This window comes from Luteimonas sp. WGS1318, assembly GCF_043187535.1.
GTDB lineage: Bacteria > Pseudomonadota > Gammaproteobacteria > Xanthomonadales > Xanthomonadaceae > Luteimonas.
On record NZ_CP171131.1, the window covers coordinates 3043837 to 3063638 of the forward strand.

The 19802-nt window shown below is 69.7% G+C and carries 14 protein-coding genes; 4 read left to right on the forward strand and 10 right to left on the reverse strand.

Translation table 11 applies throughout. The features are described 5' to 3' along the window. Nucleotides 1–26: 26 nt before the first annotated feature. Complete coding sequence (locus tag ACF3M1_RS13790) at nt 27–3164, reverse strand: TonB-dependent receptor (RefSeq protein ID WP_394001571.1); 3138 nt, start codon at nt 3162–3164, stop codon at nt 27–29. 319 nt (nt 3165–3483) lie between these two features. Continuing rightward, a complete protein-coding gene (locus ACF3M1_RS13795; protein ID WP_394001573.1) occupies nt 3484–6300 on the reverse strand; it encodes a TonB-dependent receptor in 2817 nt (938 codons plus the stop codon). 197 nt (nt 6301–6497) lie between these two features. Between ACF3M1_RS13795 and ACF3M1_RS13800 the strand changes: the two genes are divergently transcribed. Continuing rightward, nucleotides 6498–7520 carry a sugar kinase gene (locus ACF3M1_RS13800; protein WP_394001575.1) on the forward strand — a complete coding sequence of 341 codons (1023 nt, stop codon included), beginning with the start codon at nt 6498–6500 and terminating at the stop codon, nt 7518–7520. 84 nt (nt 7521–7604) lie between these two features. Here ACF3M1_RS13800 and sppA read toward each other — a convergent pair whose 3' ends face one another. Then, nucleotides 7605–9503 (reverse strand): signal peptide peptidase SppA, encoded by a 1899-nt coding sequence (gene sppA / locus ACF3M1_RS13805; RefSeq protein WP_394001577.1) that lies wholly within the window; start codon nt 9501–9503, stop codon nt 7605–7607. A gap of 156 nt (nt 9504–9659) precedes the next feature. Further along, entirely contained in the window at nt 9660–11051 is a 1392-nt protein-coding gene (locus ACF3M1_RS13810; RefSeq protein WP_394001579.1) for an MATE family efflux transporter, read from the reverse strand. Between the two features lie 140 nt (nt 11052–11191). Here ACF3M1_RS13810 and ACF3M1_RS13815 point away from each other — a divergent pair, with 140 nt between their 5' ends. After that, nucleotides 11192–12379, forward strand: a complete 1188-nt coding sequence (locus ACF3M1_RS13815; RefSeq protein WP_394001580.1) for a DUF3667 domain-containing protein — start codon at nt 11192–11194, stop codon at nt 12377–12379. A 165-nt stretch (nt 12380–12544) separates the two neighbouring features. On the opposite strand, the gene ACF3M1_RS13820 is transcribed toward ACF3M1_RS13815, so the two are convergent. Beyond that, entirely contained in the window at nt 12545–13174 is a 630-nt protein-coding gene (locus ACF3M1_RS13820) for a DUF3106 domain-containing protein (RefSeq protein ID WP_394001582.1), read from the reverse strand. Further along, a complete protein-coding gene (locus ACF3M1_RS13825) occupies nt 13161–14066 on the reverse strand; it encodes a hypothetical protein (RefSeq protein ID WP_394001584.1) in 906 nt (301 codons plus the stop codon). Before ACF3M1_RS13825 ends, ACF3M1_RS13820 begins: the two co-directional genes overlap by 14 nt. A 521-nt stretch (nt 14067–14587) precedes the next feature. On the opposite strand from ACF3M1_RS13825, the gene ACF3M1_RS13830 reads away from it, so the two are divergent. Continuing rightward, nucleotides 14588–16819: a primosomal protein N' gene (locus ACF3M1_RS13830; RefSeq protein ID WP_394005280.1), complete on the forward strand. Its 2232-nt coding sequence runs from the start codon at nt 14588–14590 to the stop codon at nt 16817–16819. A 58-nt stretch (nt 16820–16877) separates the two neighbouring features. Here the strand turns inward: ACF3M1_RS13830 and ACF3M1_RS13835 are convergent, their stop codons facing one another. The 4 genes from ACF3M1_RS13835 to pssA form a co-directional block, all read right to left on the reverse strand. Beyond that, complete coding sequence (locus ACF3M1_RS13835; protein WP_394001586.1) at nt 16878–17660, reverse strand: NYN domain-containing protein; 783 nt, start codon at nt 17658–17660, stop codon at nt 16878–16880. 70 nt (nt 17661–17730) lie between these two features. Then, complete coding sequence (rimI, locus tag ACF3M1_RS13840; RefSeq protein WP_394001588.1) at nt 17731–18228, reverse strand: ribosomal protein S18-alanine N-acetyltransferase; 498 nt, start codon at nt 18226–18228, stop codon at nt 17731–17733. A gap of 3 nt (nt 18229–18231) precedes the next feature. Continuing rightward, on the reverse strand, nt 18232–18480 hold the full coding sequence (locus ACF3M1_RS13845) for a hypothetical protein (RefSeq protein WP_394001590.1): 249 nt from the start codon (nt 18478–18480) through the stop codon (nt 18232–18234). Then, nucleotides 18477–19250, reverse strand: coding sequence for a CDP-diacylglycerol--serine O-phosphatidyltransferase (gene pssA, locus ACF3M1_RS13850; protein ID WP_394001592.1), 774 nt, complete (start codon nt 19248–19250; stop codon nt 18477–18479). The genes ACF3M1_RS13845 and pssA overlap by 4 nt, the downstream gene beginning before the upstream one ends. Nucleotides 19251–19355: 105 nt before the next feature. Here pssA and ACF3M1_RS13855 point away from each other — a divergent pair, with 105 nt between their 5' ends. Next, complete coding sequence (locus ACF3M1_RS13855; protein ID WP_394001594.1) at nt 19356–19760, forward strand: DUF4124 domain-containing protein; 405 nt, start codon at nt 19356–19358, stop codon at nt 19758–19760. Nucleotides 19761–19802: the final 42 nt, after the last annotated feature.

A 19802-nucleotide genomic window follows, 5' to 3' on the forward strand; every position in this document is an offset into this window, starting at 1 on the left:
GCGGCCGCGGGCGACGTGGGGAGGCCTCAGAAACGGTAGCGCGCACCGGCGTAGTACTGGCGTCCAGTGACGGTGTAGCGGTCCGGCAGCATCAGGTCCGAGTCGACGTAACGGCGGTCCGGCGTGTCGAGCAGGTTGATGGCCTCGAACGTCAGGCTTAGCTTGCTGTTGATCCGGTACGACATGTTGAAGTCGACGTTGCGCACGCTGTGCTTGCCGGTGACGTCGGCGGTGGCGAACTGATTGCCGTCGAGGTCGAACACGTTCTCGCGGCTCAGCACCTCGCCGATATAGCCGTCACGGTAGCTGGTCGACACGCGGGCGCTGAAGCTGCCGTCGTCGTAGTACAGCGTGGCGTTGTACGAGTTCGGTGACAGGTTGACCAGCTGGTTCTCGGTCACCGTGGTCACCACGCGCGTGTTGCTGCTGGCCGCGGTGCTGAACAGGTATTCGATCTCGGAATCGACGTGCGTGTAGTTCATCTGCACACCGAAGTTGCGCCAGAAGCCCGGCAGGAACGAGAACGGCTGCTGGTAGGTCAGCTCCCACCCCTTCAGCGGGCCACCGGGCGTGTTGTAGTAGCTCTGCACGTTGAACACCGTGTCGGCGGTGAAGCCGGGCGGCAGCAGGTCGAGAGAATAGCCGAGCTCCGACCACGTGGTCAGCAGGCGGGTGCGCTGCACATAGCTCTCGATGTCCTTGTAGAACACCGCGGCCGAGAGCAGGCCGCCCTCGCTGAAGTACCACTCGGCGCTGAGGTCGTAGTTGGTCGAGCGGAACGGATCGAGCTTCGGGTTGCCCAGGTTGATCGAGTAGAAGCGGCCGTCGTCGAAGAAGTTGGTCGGCCCGCCGCTGACCGACGGCGACATGTAGGCCAGCGTCGGCCGCGCCATGGTCTTGGCGGCGCCAAACCGCAGCACCACGCTGTCGGCGACATCCCAGGACAGGTTCAACGACGGCAGCACGTCGGTGTAGCTGTGGTCGACGGTAGTGCCGACGACGAACCGGTCACCGGCGGCCGAGGTCGCATTGGCGACACCGAACACGCGGGTGCAGTTCGCCTCGCCGCCGGTGGGGCACGGCGCCCAGCCGGACGCCGAGATCTGGGTCTTGACCAGGCGTGCACCGACGTTGCCACGCAGCGCGCGGTCGAACAGGTCGGTGTTGAAATCGAACTGCGCGTAGGTCGCCAGGCTGCGTTCGTTGACCTCGAAATTGTTGTTCGAGGCCCCGAAGTGACCGATGCCGGCGAGGCGGTAGTCGCCACCGGCCACGCCATTGTCGGCGTTGCTGTAGATGTTCAGGGCCTCGGCGATCCGGTCGAAGTCCGGGATCAACCAGCTGGCCGGCATGCTGCCGGTCAGATTGCGGCCGAAGCCGTCGAGCGTGGTGCTGAGGTCGCCCAGGGTCACGCCGGCCGGCAGCGCCTGCGGCAGGCGGCCGTAGCTGATGTGCCGGTATTCCTCGGTGCTCATGTCGTAGTCCTTCCACGCCAGGCCGGTGCGGAAGGTGAGGCTCGGATTGAAGTCGAACGCGAGGTCGACCTTCGCGGTATCGAAGGCGTTGCTGACGTAGTTCGGATTCAGGCGCACTTCGCTGATGTTCGCGCCGCGCGCGGTCCCGTTGCTGTTGACCGGCACGGTGCCGTACCCCAGCCACTGCCAGGCATCGGCGCTGCTGGTGTCGAAGGGGAAGGTCATGCTCGGCATCTCGGGATTGCCGCGCAGGTCGAGCACGAACCCGTCGAGGTTCGAATTGTCGAAGCTCACCATCGAGAATACCGGGCGCGAATAATCCGACGTCGAGCGGCCGATCGTGGCATCCAGACGCACCGCATCGTTGAAACGATGCTCGAGCTGGAGGCTGAACTGCTTGAACTCGGTCGATTCCTCGATCTGGCTCGACTCGGTGCGGAAGTCGACGTTGTCGAACACGCCGTACTGCAGGCGGTTGCGATCGTCCACCTCGGCTTCGCGCACGACGATCTGGGTCTTGCCGCCGAGATTCGCCGCGCGGTGCAGGTTGGCGCCCAGCGAATCCTCACGCTGGTCCTTGTCGAGCTTGGAATACATCGCATCGAAGCTCAGCAGCGTGTCGTCGCTGATACGGAACTGGAACGCGCCGGTCACGCCGAGCCGTTCGATGTCGTGTTGGGTGCGGATGTAGCGCGGGTAGCGCGGAATCCAGGCGTTGGTCGCGGTCTCGTAGGCGGCAATGTTTTCGGGCGTCGCCGCGGGGCGCGGCAGGCCGGTGCCGCAGTTGGCCGCATTGACGCCCCAGGTCCCGTAGCCGTTGTTGTTGTTCGGGTTGGAGAGTTCGCTGGCCACCGGGTTGCGCGGCGTCTGCGGGTTGTAGCCCAGCGGCGAGCAGAAGCCGTAGGTGCCGTTGTTGGCCGCCGTCGACTGGTTGGAATTGCGGTGGTTGCCGTGCTCCCAGCGGACCGGGTTGTAGCCTTCCTCGAAGATCGTGCGCTGGCTGTAAGACGCCGACAGCAGCGCACCCACGCGGCCGTCGGCCCAGGTGTTGCTGATCAGGCCGGACACGCGCGGATCGTTCTCGCGCGAGAGCTCGTTGTAGCCGAGCTGGCCGCTGGCCGAGGCGCGGAAGCCGTCGAAGTCGAACGGGCGCGAGCCGCGCAGGTCGACCGTCGAGCCCAGCGAGCCTTCGTCCATCTGCGCCGACTGGGTCTTGTTGACCTTGACCTGGCTGAAGAGCTCGGAGGCGAAGGTGTTGAAGTCGAAGCCACGCGAGCGGTTGACGCCGGCGCTGCCGCTGCCGGCGGTCGCCAGCGCTTCGAGGCCATTGAGGCGCACGCGGGTGAAGTCCGAGCCCAGGCCGCGCACCGAGATGCGCTGGCCCTCGCCGCCTTCGCGATCGATCGAGATGCCGGCGATGCGCTGCAGCGATTCGGCCAGGTTCTGGTCCGGGAACTTGCCGATGTCCTCGGCGAAGATCGCATCCACCTGCTCGACGCTGTAGCGCTTCTCGTCGAGCGACTTCTGCAGGCTCTCGCGGTAGCCGGTGACGGTGACCGTCGCCATGTCGGCCACGCGCGCGTCGTCCGCGGGCAGCTGCTGTGCAAAGACCGGCTGGGTCAGCGCGATGGCGATGCCGGCGGCGAGCAAGGTAACCGGTGTCTTCCGGCTCGAGCGATTGCGATCCATGGGACGTCCCCTCCTGGTTGGATCATTGCGGAATGTGCGCGGGCTGCAAGCACCCCGACCGCGCGGCCATCGGATGACACCGATGGTCAAAGTGGCGCGTAACGTAACAGTCACGTGCGGTCGGGACATCTTGCAGCGCAGCAGAAACCGCCTGTTTCGTCGTGTGCGGATCGCGACGCACGTGCGCAAGCGAGCGAGGTGTGCCGCGCGCGTAGGCGATCGTGGGGCGACCGCGCTCTTCGGCGCGCTGTGGCCAGACGCAAAAACGCCGGAGCGGTTGCCCGCTCCGGCGTTGCACACGATCCCGGGAGAGGCGGGATCAGAACTTGTAGCGCAGGCCCAGCAGGTACTGGCGACCCGTCTCGCTGTAGTCGAGCGGCAGGCGCGAACTGGCACCGACCCACGATTCCGACGGCTGGTTGGTCAGGTTGATGCCTTCCAGGCTGATCTCGATCTGTTCGCTCATCTTGTACCGCAGCGACGCGTCGAGCATCGTGGTGCCGTTCTGGCCGTGCACGTCCTCGGTGAAGCCCGCTTCCGTGCCCGGCACCTGGATCAGGTAATCGTCGCGATTGGTCGCCGAGACGCGGCCGGAGAAACGCTGGCCTTCGTAGAACAGCGTCGCGTTCCACGACGTCTTGGAAGACCCGAGCAATGAGGTCCTAAGGGAGTTGGCACCCGACTGCGTCAGATACTGGATTTCGGTATCCACGTAGGTGTAGTTGAGCTGGATGCCGAAGTCGCTCCAGACGCCCGACAGGAACGTGAAGGGCTGCACGTAGTTCGCCTCGAAGCCCTTCAGGGGGCCGCCGGGCGTGTTGAGCGGTACGGTGAACGCGAAGTCATCATTGATGCTTGCGCCTGTCCCTTCGAGCAGGCTCGCCGGCAGGCCGCTCGATGCATAGCTGCGCACTTCGCGCGATGTCTGGATCGTGGTCTTCAGGTCCTTGTAGAACAGGCCAAGTCCGAGCATCGCGCCTTCGTCGAAGTACCACTCGAAGCCGAGATCCGCGGTATCCGCACGCACTGGATCCAATGTGGGATTACCGCCACTCACCGTACGCGCGCCACCGCTCACGGCGACGGTGACGCCCGGGGTCAACGAGCCGAGCGTCGGACGGGACATGACCCGAGCCGCGCCAAAGCGAACCAGGAAGTCCGGTGCGATCTCCGCGACCAGGTTCATCGACGGCAGGGTGTCGCTGTACTCGCGCGAGACCGTCGATGCGACCGCCGTGCCGGTCACCGTGGCCGTACCCGTCGAACTTTGCTTGGTACGCACGTAGCGCACGCCGAAGTTGCCTGAGAACGGGATCGAACCGAGGTCGGTCGAGAACTCACCCTGCAGATAGACGCCGCGATCCTGCTCCTCGACACTGCGATTGTTCACCGGACGGTCCAGCACTGCGAACGTACCGGTGTTGCTGTAGATGTCGAAGTACTCGGCAACGCGGTCATAGCTCGGAATCACCCAGCGCCCCGGCGAGCCATCAATGCCGCTCAGTGCCGCCTGGCTGGTGAGATCGGCCGGCACGATCAACGATCCGTCCGCGAAGCGCGGCACTGCCAGCTCGGAAGCGCGACGCAGCTCTCGGGTGGCGAACGTGTAGTCCTTCGCCTGCACGCCACCCTTGAGGCGGAAGCCCGGGCTGATGTACCAGTTGAAGTCGAGTTGGGCAGTATCGAATTCGTTCTCGACGTACTGCGGGCGCAGACGGATCTCGGCCAGCGTCCAACCGTTCGGATCGAGCGGATCGATGCCGTAGTTCAGAACGGGCTTGTATGCGTTTCCGCGATAGTCGTAGCTGTAGTTGTTGACGTTGTACTTGTCCATGATAATCGTGGTCTGGATCGGGTTCTCGTGTACGGAACTCGACCGGCCGATCTTTCCGGACAGGGTGAAATCGTCACTGACATCGAACTTGCCGTCGAGCGTCAGCTGCTTGAAGACCGTGTTCCACTCGTCATGGCGGTTTTCGGATCGGATATCGACGCCGTCGAACAGACCGTAGACAAGCGCGCCATTACCATCGATGACGCCATCGCGGACGATCGTCTGCGGCTTTCCGGTCAGCGGATTGGTGGCGGGGTTCGGATAGGCGGTGCTGACGGCTGCATTGCCGCGGCTGAAGGAGATCGCCTCGATGTACTTCTCGTCGCGGACCGCGTCGATCTTCGAGTACAGGCCGTCGAGCGAGAACTCGGTGCGGTCATTGGGCTTGAACTGCAACGACGCTGTAATGCCGGTACGCTTCTGATCGTGCTCCATCAGCGTGTAACGCGGGAAGCGTGGGTGGAAGACATTTGCGCCGCGCGCCGCCGCGAACGGCGAGGACGCATTGAAATTTGCGTTGCTCGGGCCGTTCGCCCAGCGGCCCGTGCCGCTGCCTTCCTCGAGCGCCTGACGCTCGCTGTAGGCCACCGACAGCAGCGCGCCGAACTTTCCGTCGGCCCAGGTGTTGGCGATCAGACCAGCAAAACGCGGATCGGCCTTCTCGGCCATGTCGCTGTAGCTCGCCTGGCCGCTGCCGACGATCGTCAGACCGTCGTAGTCGAACGGGCGCGCGGTGCGCAGGTCGACGGTGGCGCCCAGCGAGCCTTCCTCGACGTCGGCCGACGCGGTCTTGCGCACGATCAGCTGCGAGAACAGGTCGGAGGCGAAGACGTTGAAGTCGAAGCCGCGTCCGCGATTGGAACCACCGCTCTGGTCGGACGCACCGACGGTCGTCAACGCCTCCATGCCGTTGATGCGCACGCGGGTGAAGTCGGGACCGAGGCCGCGAACTGTGATCTGCCGGCCCTCACCGGCGTCGCGCGCGATGACCACGCCGGGAATGCGCTGCAGCGATTCGGCGAGGTTGAGGTCGGGGAACTTGCCGATGTCCTCGGCGACGATCGCGTCGACCACGCCGGCTTCGCCGCGCTTGATGTCCAGCGCGCGCTCGACGCTGGCGCGGTAACCCACCACGCGCACGGTATCCAGCTCGGAGGCCTGCCCTGCCGGGACGCTGTCGTTCTGCGCCAGGCCGTCGGCGGTCTGCGCCAGCGCGGGCAGCGCGGTGAACTGGAGGGCCACCGCGATGCTCGCGGCGAGGACGGTAACCGGTGTCTTTTTCCTACGGAGCAACTGCGTCATCTCGTCCCCTCCCAGGGTGCGGAGCGTGTTGTGTGGCGCGTCTTGACTGCGAGGGCGCGCTTGCTAAGGTGGCCGCCGGTGTCCGGAATGACACCGCGGGCCAAACGCTATCAGAACATTTTCGTAGAAGCATGCTGCGGCGCGACACATATTGAATACCCCGGCTTTTCCGGGCACTGGACGAGGACGACGGGACGATGGGCAAGCGCATTCTGTGTTTCGGCGAACTCCTGCTGCGCCTCGGCGCCCCGGGCCGCGAACTGCTGTTGCAGTCACGCCAGCTGCAGGTCCATGTCGGCGGCGCCGAGGCCAATGTCGCCGTGTCGCTGGCCCACTTCGGCCACGACAGCGCGCTGGCCGGCACGGTCGCCGACAATGCGCTCGGCGCCGCCGCGCTGGGTGAACTGCGCCGGCATGGTGTCGACGTCTCGCGGATGCGGCAGGTCGCCGGGCGGATGGGGCTCTACTTCTTCGCCGCCGGCGCCGGTGTGCGCCCCAGCGACGTGGTCTACGACCGTGCGGGCTCGGCGTTCGCGGTCGCGCCGGCCGCAGCCTACGACTGGCCGTCGATGCTCGCCGGCATCGATTGCCTGCACGTCTCGGGTGTGACGCCCGCGGTCGGCCCGCACACCGCCGAAGCGGCGACCGATGCGGTCCGCGCAGCACGCGCGGCTGGCGTCCTGGTCTCGTTCGACGGCAACTTCCGGCCGAAGCTCTGGGCCACCTGGAACGACCGCCCTGCCCCGTTGCTGCACGCATTGCTGGCCGAGGCCGACATCGCCTTCATCGATCATCGCGACGTGGACCTCGTGCTCGGTGCCGACACCGCGCCCGCGGCCGCGTCGGTCGAGCGCACGCTCGCCGCGGCCGCACGCGCCTTCGCCGCGTTCCCGCATCTGCAGCGCATCGCCTGCACCCAGCGCGAGGTGCGCAGCGTCGATGCGCACACGCTCGGCGCGGTGCTGGTCCACCGCGAGGGCAACGTGCACCGCATCGAGCCGCAGCCGGTCGACGGGATCGTCGACCGCATCGGCGGCGGTGATGCCTTCACCGCCGGCGTGCTGCACGGCGTGCTGACCGGCATGGACGACGGCCGCGCACTGGCGTTCGGCCTGGCGGCCGCGCGGCTCAAGCACAGCGTCCCCGGCGACTTCAATCTGGTCGGCGTCGACGACGTGACCGCACTGGTCGACAGCGGGCGCCTCGACGTCAAACGCTGAGCCGCGCGCCGCGTCGCGGGCACACCCCGACAACGCGAACGGCCCGCCAATGGCGGGCCGTCTGCATTCAACGACTGCGCGAACTCAGAGTTCGCAGAAGCAGTACGCGACCGCCTTCACCGGGCGACCCGGCTGCGGCGTCATCACGCTCTCGAGCAGGCGCAGGTCCTGCTCGGCGCGCGGCACCGCGCGCGCCAGCAGCGTGCGCGCGAGATCGCTGTGGCCGACCAGCAATCCGCCGGCGCGGCTGCCGACGAACCCGCTGAGCAGGCGACCGAACGGCGTCGCCGCCTTCTCGACATAGCGCACGCGGAAGCGGTCCGCGTCCAGCCCGCCCAGCTCGGCGGCCTTGGCGATCGCGGTGCGCAGGCCACCCAGTTCGTCGACCAGACCCCGCTCCAGCGCCTGGGTGCCGCTCCAGACGCGTCCACGCGCGACCTGGTCGACCTCGTCGGCGCTGCGCCCGCGCGCCTCGCCGACCTTGCCGATGAAGTTGCGGTAGCCGCGATCGATGATCGCCTGGATCGCCTGCCCTGCTTCGGGCTGCAGTTCGCGGGTCAGGTCGAACGCGCCAGCGAACGGCGTCGTGCCGACGCCGTCGGTGCGCACGCCGATCTTCTCCAGCGTGCGCGGGAACGTCGGCACCAGCGCGAAGATGCCGATCGAGCCGGTGATCGTCGAGGCATCGGCATAGATGCGATCGGCGTTCATGCTGATCCAGTAGCCGCCTGACGCGGCGACATCCCCCATCGACACCACCACCGGCTTGCCGGCGGCCTTGAGCGCATCGACTTCGCGGCGGATCTGTTCGGAGGCGAACACCTCGCCGCCGCCGGAATCCACGCGCAGCACGACCGACTTCACGTGCTCGTCCTCGCGCGCTTCGCGCAGCAGGGCCGACGTCGACTCGCCACCGATCGTGCCCGGCGGCTGCTCGCCGCCGGTGATGCCGCCCTCGGCGACGACCACCGCGACCTGGTCGCGACGGTCCGCCGCCGGGCCGGCCGGCGACACGTGCGCGAGAAAATCGCGCATCGACACCTGGCGGAACCCGCCGTCGGCATCCTCGTCGGCGACGCCGCGCTCGACCAGCAGCTGCTCCACCTCTTCACGGGTCTTGAGGCCATCGACGAACTTCTGCGACAGCGCGTACTGCGCCAGATCGCCCTGCGCCGCGGCGATACCCTGTGGCAGCGTGGCGACGCCGGCGTTGAGTGCTTCGGGCGTGGTGCCGCGCACCTTCGCGATGTCGGCGATGTGCCGCTGCCAGATGTCGTTCATCCAGTACAGGTCGGCTTCCTTCGACTCCGGCGACGCGCCGTCGAGGATGTAGGGCTCGGCGGCCGACTTGTACTCGCCGACCTTGAACAGGTGCATGTCGACGCCGAGCTTGTCCTCCAGCGCCTCGCGGTAGTACTGGCGGTAGCCGCTGAGGCCTTCGAGCATCATGCCGCCCTCGGGATCGAGGTAGACCTCGTCGGCCTGCGCGGCGAGCAGGTACTGCTGCTGGCCGAAGTACTCACCGAATGCGACCACCTGCTTGCCGGCCGCGCGCACTTCACTGATCGACTCGGCGACTTCACGCATCGACGCATAGCCCGAGAACGTCATGCGGTCGGTGCGCAGCAGCACGCGTTCGATGCGCGCGTCGTTCTTCGCCGCTTCCAGCGCGCGCAGCACGTCACGCAGCTGCACCTCGCCCACGCTGCCGCCGCCGCTCTCGGCCAGCGCACGCATGAAGGGATCAGTGCGGTACTGCTCCACCAGCGCGCCTTCCGGCGCGACCACCAGCGTGGTGCGCTCGAGCAACGGTGCCGGACGCGAGCCCCGACCGAACATCGCCACCAGCACCACCAGGGCGATCAGCAGCAGAAACCCGAAGAACAGCAGGTTGAGGGTCAGCCGGCGGATGAAATTCATCCCGTCCCAGAGGCCGATGAAGACGCGCGTCAACGGCGCGCGTGGCGGCGGCACAGTGCTCATGCTCGATACGACTCCAACAGAAAAAGAAGAACAGGGATCGCGACAGGACCACGCCCGCCGCCGTCACCCGGGTCCGGCGACGCCGGCAGCCTAACCCGCCGGCCCGGGCGAATGCATGCGCCGGAGGTCACTGCGCGACGCGGGCCGGCGCGCGCTTCAGGTCCGCGGGGCGTCACCTGCCGCGGTGAGCAGCGGCACCGTCACCCGGCGGCTGCTGCGCAGGAACCGTCCGCCCAGCAGCACCGCGGCCACGGTCAGCCCGGCGATCAGGCCCAGCCACATGCCCTGCGGCCCCCAGCCCAGGCCGAGCCCCAGGCCGGCGCCGAGGCTCATGCCCACGCCCCAGTACGCCATCGCCGCCAGATACATCGGCACGCGGGTGTCCTTCAGGCCGCGCAGCGCGCCGGCCGACAGCGCCTGGATGCCGTCGGGAAACTGGAACGCCGCCGCGTACAGCAACAGGGTGCCGGCCAGGGCGGCGACCGCCGCGTCCTGGGTGTAGATGCGCACCACGTGGTCGTGACCCAGCAGCAGTGCGATGCCGGACAGGGTCTGCGTGCCGAGCACGAGCACCAGCCCGGCGAAACCGGCGCGGCGCACGCCCTCGCTGCCCAGGCCGCGTCCGAGCGCGTGGCCCACCCGCACCGTCGTCGCCTCCGCCAGGCCGAACGGCACCATGAAGCACAGCGCCGCGACGTTGATCGCGATCTGGTGCGCCGCCGCTTCCACCTCGCCCAGCCGGCCGATCAGCAGCGCGGTGACCACGAACAGGCTGCCCTCCATCGTCACCGTCACCCCGATCGGCAGTCCGGTGCGCAGCAGCGACCGGATCGCCGGCCACTGCGGACGATCGAAGCGGGTGAACAGCGCGTAGGGCAGGAAGCGCCGCGAGCGCGCCAGGTAGACCGCGAACGCGAGCGCCTGCATCCACATCATCAACGCCGAGGCGAGTCCGAGACCGCCGGCGCCGTGTTCGGGCAGCGGACCCCAGCCGAACGCGAACGCATAACCCATCGGCACCAGCACCAGCAGCCCGCCGAAGCCGAACACCATCGTCGGCAGCGTCCAGTGCAGGCCGTCGCTGAGATAGCGCATGCAGAAATACAGCGTCAGCGCCGGCACGCCCCAGCGGATGCCGTGCAGGAACGCGGTGGCGCCGGGCACGATTTCCGGGGCGATGCCGAACGGGCCCAGCGCCGCCGTCAGCAGCGTCAGCAAGCCGAACAGCGCCAGGCCGAGGCCGGCGGCCAGCCACAGCGCCTGGCGGAACAGCGGCCCGACCTCGGCCTGCCGTCCGCTGCCGTCGAGCTGCGAGACCGAGGGCGGCACCGCCATCAGCGTGCCCATCGGCACCATCATCGGCAGCCAGAAGATCGCCGTGCCCACCGCCACCGCCGCCAGCGTGGTGGTGCCGTGGCGGCCGGCGATCACGCTGTCGACGAAGCCGATCAGGCCGGTGGCGAGATGGCCGAGCACCAGTGGCGCGGACAGGACGGCGGTTCTGCGCACTTCGTGGCCGAAGCGCGGAACGGAAACGGGGCTGGACATGACGACGCCTGCGACTGCGGCCGCGCGAACGACCCGATGCGTGCGCTGGCGCCGGGGCGCGAAGGGCCGGTATGTTAGCCCGCGCCTGCGATGCGCGCCGGGGAGCGCCGCGCATCGCTCTACCTCAACCGAGAGACGCCATGTCCCATCCTGTTCCGCAGGGCGGCCCGCCGCCCCTGCCCGCTGGCGGCGTGCACGCCGCGCCGACCGCGTGCGAGAACTGCGCAACGCCGCTGCAGGGCGAGTACTGCCATGCCTGCGGCCAGTCGACCCACAGCCCGGTCCGCCACGTCGGCCATGCGGTCGAGGAAGTGTTCGAGTCGTTCTGGCATCTGGACGGCCGCATCTTCCGCACGCTGCGCGACCTGTTCGTGCCGGGCCGCATCGCCAACCGTTATCTCGCCGGCCACCGCGTGCGCTACGTGGCGCCGATGCGACTGTTCGTGATCCTGACCCTGCTGACGTTCTTCGTCGCGAAGTTCGTCGTCCAGGACGCGATGCTCGGCTTCGATCCCGATGGCGTCGTCCAGACCACAGACACGTCCGAGGGCCTCGCCCAGGCGCAGACGGTGGCCGACGTGGTCGCGGTCCGCGATGCCGCGCTGGCCGACATCGCCGAAGCCCGTCGCATCACCGGCGCGCTCCCGGGCGTCTCGCCGCGTCTGGATGCCGCGGAAACCGAGGTCCGGCAACGTGCGCAGGCGCGCATGTCCGCGTTGCCGGCCGCCGCGGAGCCTGACGTGTCCGCCGCCGCGGACGACGCGTCCGACCCGGCCGCGACGCCACCCCGTGCCGCATCGCCGCCCACCGGCGACACGACGCCTGCGCGACGTCGCGATGCGCCCGTCGTCGGCGGTCCGGTCGGTGAGCGCATCGAACGCAACCTCGAGCGCCTGCGCGACGATCCGGGTGCCTACGCCCGCGCCGTGCTCGGCGTCGCACCGACCGCGTTGTTCATCCTGGTGCCGTTGTTCGCGGTGCTGCTGAAACTGCTCTACCTGTTCCAGCGCCGCCTGTATCTGGAGCACGTCGTCGTCGGCCTCTACAGCCACGCCGCACTGATGCTCGGCCTGCTGCTCGCCTTCACCTGCACGCTGGCCGCGCACTGGCTGGCGCCGCATGCGGCGTGGGCGGTGCAGCCCCTGGGCTGGGTGCGCAGCCTGCTGCTGTGGGCGATGCCGGTGTATCTGCTGCTGATGCAGAAGCGTGTCTACGGCCAGTCCTGGGGCTGGACGCTGCTGAAGTTCGCGGTGATCGGGCAGCTGTACTTCGCGCTGTTCCTCAGCGTCGCGATTCCGATGGCCGGCTACGCGTTGTATGCGCTCTAGGCGCGTCCGGACTGCGGCGGCGCAGCGCGTCGCGGCGATCCACCCGGGGCACGCAGCGACGCGCTGACGCGCCGGGCCCGCGCGCGGCAGATCATCCGTGGACGCGGACGGCCGGCACGGCGGCAGCCCAGGGCCGCGGCCGGATGTGGCAACGGGCGACCCGCCTCACGGGTCCACGCGTGTGCGCAGCCACGCGTCGCGCGCGTCGGCCGGCACGGCGAGCCACTCGGCGCGCAGCGCATCACGTTCGTGCGGCGGGGTGCGCTGGGCGAGCACCGCCAGGTCCGTGCGCGCCTGCGCCGAGGCCGCCCGCAGCGCGAGCATTGCAGGTGCGTGCTGTTCGGCCGGCATCGCTGCGAACAGCGCATGCAGACCCGGCCATTCGGCGCCGAGCGTCGGGCCGAGCAGCCAGCCGCGCTGCAGTCCGAGATCGAGCTGGTCGAACTGCAGGCGCAAGGCCTGACGCGCGTCGTCGGGCAACGTGGCGAAGTGCGCGGCGGCCTGCTGCAGACGGACGCGCTCGGCGTGCGGCATCGCGTCCACGGCCTCGAAGGCCGCGCGCTGTCGGGTTCGCGCCCCGGCCGGCAGCGCACGCCACGCGGCGACACGTGCCGCCAGCGCATCGCGCTCGGCGGGCGACATCGCCTGCAACCGTGCGTCGCGTGCGGTCAGGCGCTCACGATCGGCCGCCGGCAGGGTGGCCCAGGGCACGCCCGCCGGCAGCGCGGACGCCGCGCCCGCCAGCAGCATCAGTGCGACGCCGACGACGCGGCAACGCCGCTCAGAGGTCCGCATCGCTGGTCTCCGGCGCATCGTCAGGCGCATCGCTTCGGGTTTCGAGATGGACGTCTTCGGTGTTGTCCTGCGGCAGTTCCAGCTGGGCGGCCAGCCAGGCATAGAACGCGGGATCCGCACGCCAGGCGGCCCCGTCCTCGGGTGCCACCAGCAGTTCGAAGTCGGGCTCGGTCAACAGGCCCAGCGCATCGTCGTAGCGCGCGGCCGGGGCCTCGGCGTCGGGCAGCGCTTCGATGCGGATGTGTTCGTCGTCGTCGACGCCGCCGTAGCCGCCGCCCACCCAGGTCCAGGCGAGCGCGGCCAGCGTGGCCACCAGCACCGCGGCCGCGGCGGGCCACATCCAGGGCGCATGGCGGCGGGGCGCCGTCGCGGCCCGGGCCTCGGCGATGACGGGCGCCGCCAGCGGAAAGCGGCGCAAGGGCAGGATCTCGCCGCGCAGCGCGGCTTCGCGCAGACCCGCCAGGCGGGCCAGCCGATCCGGCGGCAGTGCGCGGATCTCTGCCTGGATCGATGCCGACAGGGCGCGCCAGGCCTCGGCATCGGGCGCGCCGTCGGCCAGATGCGGCAGTGCGCGCTGCAGGCCCAGCCGGTAGGTCGCACGGGAGACGCCGAGCACCGCGGCCGCCTCGTGCTCGGCCAGGCCGGCGACCAGGCGCAGCAGCACCGTGACCCGGGGTCCACCCGCGAGTGCCGCCAGTGCCGGCAGGCCGTCCCCACCCGTCCCCAGCGCATGCGGCGCGCGCAGACCCGGGACGGCGAGCAGCAGGCCCCAGAACCGCCGCGGCCATTCGGCGAACGCCGCCTTCGGCGCCAGTTCGATGAAGCCCGCCATCGCCCGTGCCAGCGCGGCGTCTCCGGTCTCGATATCGCCGCTCTGCCACTGGGCGAACACGGCGGCCCGCCGTTCGACGCCGCGCAGGAATGCAGCGGCCGCGGACGAGGCGCCGGACGGGACGGTCTGGGAGGAAATGCGCGTGCCACCGGTAGGAAGGACGGGGAATCATAGCGGCCCCGCCCCGGGGCTCCCGGCCTTGACAAGTGCCTCGTCCGACGTTCCACGGCCACGGCAGGCCGTGCATGTTGTTCACAGGGTTCACGTTGCTGTCATTTCGCTGAAAGTAACGGCGCCCCGATGCTGCATGACAACAATGTTTCACGGCCAAGCCATTGATCCTAATAGTTAAAACCGGATTGGCACTTTTTTGTCCAACCGACCCGACCAGGCGCTGAACACTGTACAAAAACCGCCTTGGGCCGGTTCATGCACAGGCTTATCCACAGCTTGTGTGGATAAGCCGGAATCCCAGTGATTCCGGTGACTTGCAGACGTTATGTGCAAGTCAAGGGAGGTTCCGCCCGCAAACTCCGTTTCGAGGTCTGCGGCGGCGGACGGCCCGCTAGACTGCGCCGGTGATCCCCCCCGCCCCCGCCCCTCCCGTCCTCCAGGTCGCCCTGCCGGTTCCGTTACCGCAGCTGTTCGACTACCTCGGTCCGCCCGGCGCCGCGGCGCCCTGCGCCGGCGATGTCGGTCGCCGCATCCGGGTGCCGTTCGGACCGCGGCAGCTGGTCGGCGTGGTCGCCTCGGTCGGGCCTGCGGCCCCGGACGGGCCGGCGCTGCGCGCGGCCTCGGAATGGCTGGACGCCACCCCCTTGCTGCACGGCGAGCTCGACCGCTCGCTGCGCTGGCTGGCGCGCTATACCCACGCGCCGCTCGGTGAAGTGCTGGCGACCGCACTGCCGGCCGCGCTGCGACGCGGCGAGCCGCTGCCCGACACCCATGCCTGGGCCTGGCGGCTCACCGCGAGCGGCGCCGGGGCGGTCGCGACGCTGAAGGCCGGCGGCCGGCCGCGGCGACTCGCCGACCTGCTGCAGACCGCGCCCCGCGACGAGGACGCCCTCGACCTGCTGCTCGACGGCTGGCGCACCGCCGCGCGCACGCTGGCCGGGCGCGGACTGGTCGAACGGATCGCGGTGCCGGCCTCGCAGCTGGCGCCCGTTCCCCAGACCGGCCCGGTGCCCAACGCCGAACAGCAAACCGCCATCGATGCGGTCACCGCGCAGGCCGGCTTCGCCTCGCTGCTGCTCGACGGCGTCACCGGCAGCGGCAAGACCGAGGTCTACCTGCAGGCGATCGCGCACTGTCTGGCACAGGGCCGGCAGGCGCTGGTGCTGGTGCCGGAAATCGGCCTCACCCCGCAGACGCTGGCCCGCTTCCGCGCGCGGCTGGGCGTACCGGTGCACGCCCTGCACTCGGGCCTGGCCGACGGCGAGCGCGCGCGGGTCTGGGCCGCTGCGTTGCGCGGCGAGGCCCGGGTCGTCGTGGGCACCCGCTCGGCGGTGTTCCTGCCTCTGCCGCAGGCCGGCCTGATCGTCGTCGACGAGGAACACGACGGCAGCTACAAGCAGCAGGACGGCATCCGTTACCACGCGCGCGACTTCGCCCTGGTGCGCGGCAAGGCGCTCGACGTGCCGGTGTTGCTGGGCAGCGCGACGCCGTCGCTGGAATCGCTGCAGAACGCGATCGCCGGGCGCCATGTCCATCTGCGTCTGTCCCGACGCGCCGGCAATGCCAAGCCGCCGGCCGTGCGTGTGGTCGACGTGCGCAAGCGTCCGCTCGACGCCGGCCTGTCACCCGAACTGCTGACCGCGATCCAGGGCGCCCTGGCGCACGGCGGCCAGGTGCTGGTGTTCCGCAACCGCCGCGGCTATGCGCCAGTGCTGCTGTGCCACGACTGCGGCTGGAGCGCGCACTGCCCGCGCTGCAGCACGCCCGAGCGCGGCCACCCGATGACCGTGCACGCCGGCGGCCGCCGCCTGCAGTGCCACCACTGCGGCCACCGCGCCAGCGCCCCGCCGGCCTGCCCCGACTGCGCGAGCCTCGGCCTGCAGCCGCAGGGCGTGGGCACCGAGCGCATCGAGGAATTGCTCGCCGCGCGCTTCGGCGACGTGCCGGTGCTGCGCATCGACCGTGGCAGCACGCGACGTCGCGACGCGCTGGAACGGCTGTTCGCCGAGCTCGGTGCGCGCCCGGGCATCCTCATCGGCACCCAGATGCTGGCCAAGGGCCACGACCTGCCCAACCTCACCCTGGTCTGCGTGGTCGGTGTCGACGAGGGCCTGTTTTCGGCCGATTTCCGCGCCGGCGAGAAACTCGCGCAATTGCTGATCCAGGTGGCGGGCCGCGCCGGACGTGCCGACCGCCCGGGCCAGGTGCTGCTGCAGACCCACCACCCGGAGCATCCGCTGCTGCAGACGCTGATCCACGGCGGTTACCACGCCTTCGCCGCCGGCGAGCTGGAACAGCGCCACGCCGCAGGATTTCCGCCGTTCACGCCGATGGCCCTGCTGCGCGCGGAATCGCCGCATGCCGATCCGCCGATGGCCTTCCTGCATGCGGCGCGGCGGGTGCTGCACGCGGCATCCGCGCCGGCGGCCGGCCAGCCGGCGCGATTGCAGCTCGACGGTCCGGTGGCCGCGCCGATGCCACGGCGCGCGGGCACCTATCGCGCGCAGCTGATCCTGGCCGCCGACCAGCGCGCGTGGCTGCACGGCGTGCTCGATGCCGCGCTGCCGGCGATCCATGCGCTGCCCGAAGCGCGTCGCGCGCGCTGGTCGCTGGATATCGATCCGGTGGATCTGTACTGAAGGCCGGGATTGGGGATTCGGGATTGGGGATCCGCAAAACGCGCCCAGCGTGCGGCCGTCAGGGCGCGGCGCGAGTGCGGCGGCTGCGCGAACGCGTCGCGCGGGGCGCTGCCTTCGGCGCCTCGCGGATCTCCACGGCCTGGCCGTCGCGTCGCACCTCGAACAGACCGGTGGCCTCGATCAGTGCGCTGAGGTTGCGGTAGCCGTAGTTGCGCGCGTCGAACGAGCCCTGGTTGCGCACATGGGTGCCGACCGAGCCCAGATGGGTCCAGCCGTCGTCGTCGGCCTCGGCCGCGACCGCATTGCGCAACAGCTGCAGCAGCTCGCGGTCGCCCTGCAGTTCGCTGCTGGTCCTCGGCTTCACCGCGCCACCGGTGTCGCTCTCGCCGAGCGCGCGCAGCTTTTCCAGATAGAGGAACGTCGAGCACGCTTTGACGAAGGGCGCCGGCGTCTTCTCCTGGCCGAACCCGTACACGCCGTAGCCGTCGTTGCGCAGCCGCATCACCAGCGGAGTGAAATCCGCATCGCTGGACACGATCGCGAACCCGTCGAGGTTGCGCGCGTACATCAGGTCCATCGCGTCGATGACCATGGCCATGTCGGACGCGTTCTTGCCGGTGCTGTAGGCGAACTGCTGGATCGGCCGGATCGCGTATTCGTGCAGCACCTTCTCCCAACCCGAGAGGTGCTGGCTCTTCCAGTTGCCGTAGGCGCGGCGCACGTTGGCGACGCCGTGACGCGCGATCTCGGCCAGGATCACATCGATCTTGGCAGCCGGCGCGTTGTCGGCGTCGATCAGCAGCGCGATGCGCTTCTCGGTGTCGTTACGGGCGTCGCTCATGCCGGGTCCGTCGTGCGGTGGGGAGCGCGACAGTCTAGGCGCCCGGGTGTGGACGTGCCGCCGCGGCGCGTCAGCTCCAGTCGGGCATCGCGAGCTCGCGCGCCATGACGATCGCGTCCTCGCGCCCGTCGTGCGCCGGGTAGTAGCGCGGCCGACGGCCGATCTCGTTGAACCCTTCGTCGTGGTACAGCGCGATCGCGGCCGGATTCGACGGGCGCACTTCGAGAAACACGCGCGCCGCGCCGTGGCGGATCGCCTCGTCGATCAGCGCGCGGAACAGATGCCGCCCCAGGCCCTGGCCCTGGCGCGCCGGGTCCACGCACACGTTGAGCACATGCGCCTCGCCGGCGGCGATGCTCAGTACGCCGTAGCCGAGCAGGCCGTCGGTGCCGTGCAGCACCCAGGCCGGATAGCCCGCACGCAGGCAGTCGTCGAAGATGCCCTGGGTCCATGGAAACGGATACGCACGCCGCTCGATCGCCATCACCGCATCGAGGTCGCTACCGCGCATCGGGCGCAGCGCGACCGCAACGGTGTCGAGGCCGGGCCGGTAAGCGCGCTGTCGCATCGCTCAGCGCGCGCGCAGGCGCCGCAGGCGCGGCCACAGCGCACGCTTGGCATCGGCCCGGCGCAACGCGTCCAGGGTTCCGAAGCTGCGATAGAGCTCGTACGCATCGGCGGCATCGCGCCGGCGGCCGGACGCACGCAGAAGCGCATCGAGCAATGCGTCCTCGGGCAGCGTCTGCCCCGGCACCTCGACCCGGTAGCGCACGTGGCCCAGGGCCTCGAGCGCCGCGATCTGCACCCCGTCCCAACTCACGGCGCGGGCTCCGTCGCCCCGGGGCGTCGGCGCATCAGCCACAGCGCCGGGCCGGACAGCGCGTAGATCAACGCCGTCGCGAGCAGGGTCTTCGGCGGATCCACCCACAGCGCGATCAGGATGCCCACCGCGATGACCAGCGCCACGAACGGCACGCGGTCCGAGCGTGGCCCGGTGCCGCTGCCCTTGAAGCTGGTGTAGCGCAGCCGGCTGACCATCAGCAGCGCGGCAACGATGGTCACCGCCAGCGCCGCGAACCGGAGGTCGTGACCATTCAGGCCGAGCTCGTGGCAGGTCCAGACGAAGCTCGCCATCAGCCCGGCCGCCGCCGGGCTGGCGAGGCCGACGAAATACCGCTTGTCGACCGTGGCCACCTGGCTGTTGAACCGCGCCAGGCGCAGCGCCGCGCAAGCCGCATAGAGAAACGCCCCGAGCCAGCCGATCTTGCCCAGCGTCGGGCCGTCGATGCGCATGCCCATCAGCGACCAGTGATACATCACCAGCGCTGGCGCCATGCCGAAGCTGATCAGATCGGCCAGCGAGTCGTACTGGACACCGAATTCGCTTTGCGTATTCGTCAGTCGCGCCACACGGCCGTCGATGCCGTCGAGGATGCCGGCCACGAAGATCGCGATGCACGCGGCGGTGAACCGCCCCTGCGACGCGGCGATGATCGCGAAGAAGCCGGCGAAAAGACCACCGGTGGTGAACAGGTTGGGCAGCAGGTAGATACCGCGCCCTCGGCGCGGCATGGGATCGGGTTCGCTCATGCCTGCGAGTGTAGCGCCGCGCGCGTGCCGCGGGACCCGAGCTTGCGCCGCCGGCGCTGGAATGCTGCAATCGCGGCTCCTGCCCGCCCTTGCCCGGACACCGCCATGCGCCGCATCGACTCCGTCGTCCTTCTTGCGCTGCTGGCCGTCACCGCCGCGTCGCCGCTCGCCGCCAACGAGGTCTACAGCTGGAAGGACGCCAACGGCGTGACCCACTACTCGCAGACACCGCCGCCGCCGGGCACGCGCTTCGAGGTCCGCGGCATCCGCAACGATGCCCCGACCGCGACGGCGGCTCCGGTCGCGACGCCGACCGCGGCCACCGCAGCCGCGGCTTCGTCCACCGACACCAGCCAGTGCGAGGTTGCACGCGCGAACATCGCCGCCCTCGAGGGCGATGCGCCCGTGCAGCAGCTCGGCGCTGACGGCACGCCGCGCGAACTCGACGCCCAGGGCCGCAGCAGCCAGCTCGAGCTGGCGCAGGCGGCCGTGCGTGCGTATTGCCGCTGAGCCTGCGCCGGCATCGGCTGTCCGGCGGGGATTGACCCGCCT

Excerpts from the sequence above, each read along its gene's own strand:
- ACF3M1_RS13815 (WP_394001580.1), top strand. The coding sequence starts at position 11,192 with ATGTCCCATCCTGTTCCGCAGGGCGGCCCGCCGCCCCTGCCCGCTGGC.
- ACF3M1_RS13800 (WP_394001575.1), top strand. The coding sequence starts at position 6,498 with ATGGGCAAGCGCATTCTGTGTTTCGGCGAACTCCTGCTGCGCCTCGGC.
- sppA (WP_394001577.1), bottom strand. The coding sequence starts at position 9,503 with ATGAGCACTGTGCCGCCGCCACGCGCGCCGTTGACGCGCGTCTTCATC.
- rimI (WP_394001588.1), bottom strand. The coding sequence starts at position 18,228 with ATGCGACAGCGCGCTTACCGGCCCGGCCTCGACACCGTTGCGGTCGCG.
- ACF3M1_RS13835 (WP_394001586.1), bottom strand. The coding sequence starts at position 17,660 with ATGAGCGACGCCCGTAACGACACCGAGAAGCGCATCGCGCTGCTGATC.
- ACF3M1_RS13820 (WP_394001582.1), bottom strand. The coding sequence starts at position 13,174 with ATGCGGACCTCTGAGCGGCGTTGCCGCGTCGTCGGCGTCGCACTGATG.
- ACF3M1_RS13855 (WP_394001594.1), top strand. The coding sequence starts at position 19,356 with ATGCGCCGCATCGACTCCGTCGTCCTTCTTGCGCTGCTGGCCGTCACC.
- pssA (WP_394001592.1), bottom strand. The coding sequence starts at position 19,250 with ATGAGCGAACCCGATCCCATGCCGCGCCGAGGGCGCGGTATCTACCTG.
- ACF3M1_RS13810 (WP_394001579.1), bottom strand. The coding sequence starts at position 11,051 with ATGTCCAGCCCCGTTTCCGTTCCGCGCTTCGGCCACGAAGTGCGCAGA.
- ACF3M1_RS13795 (WP_394001573.1), bottom strand. The coding sequence starts at position 6,300 with ATGACGCAGTTGCTCCGTAGGAAAAAGACACCGGTTACCGTCCTCGCC.
- ACF3M1_RS13790 (WP_394001571.1), bottom strand. The coding sequence starts at position 3,164 with ATGGATCGCAATCGCTCGAGCCGGAAGACACCGGTTACCTTGCTCGCC.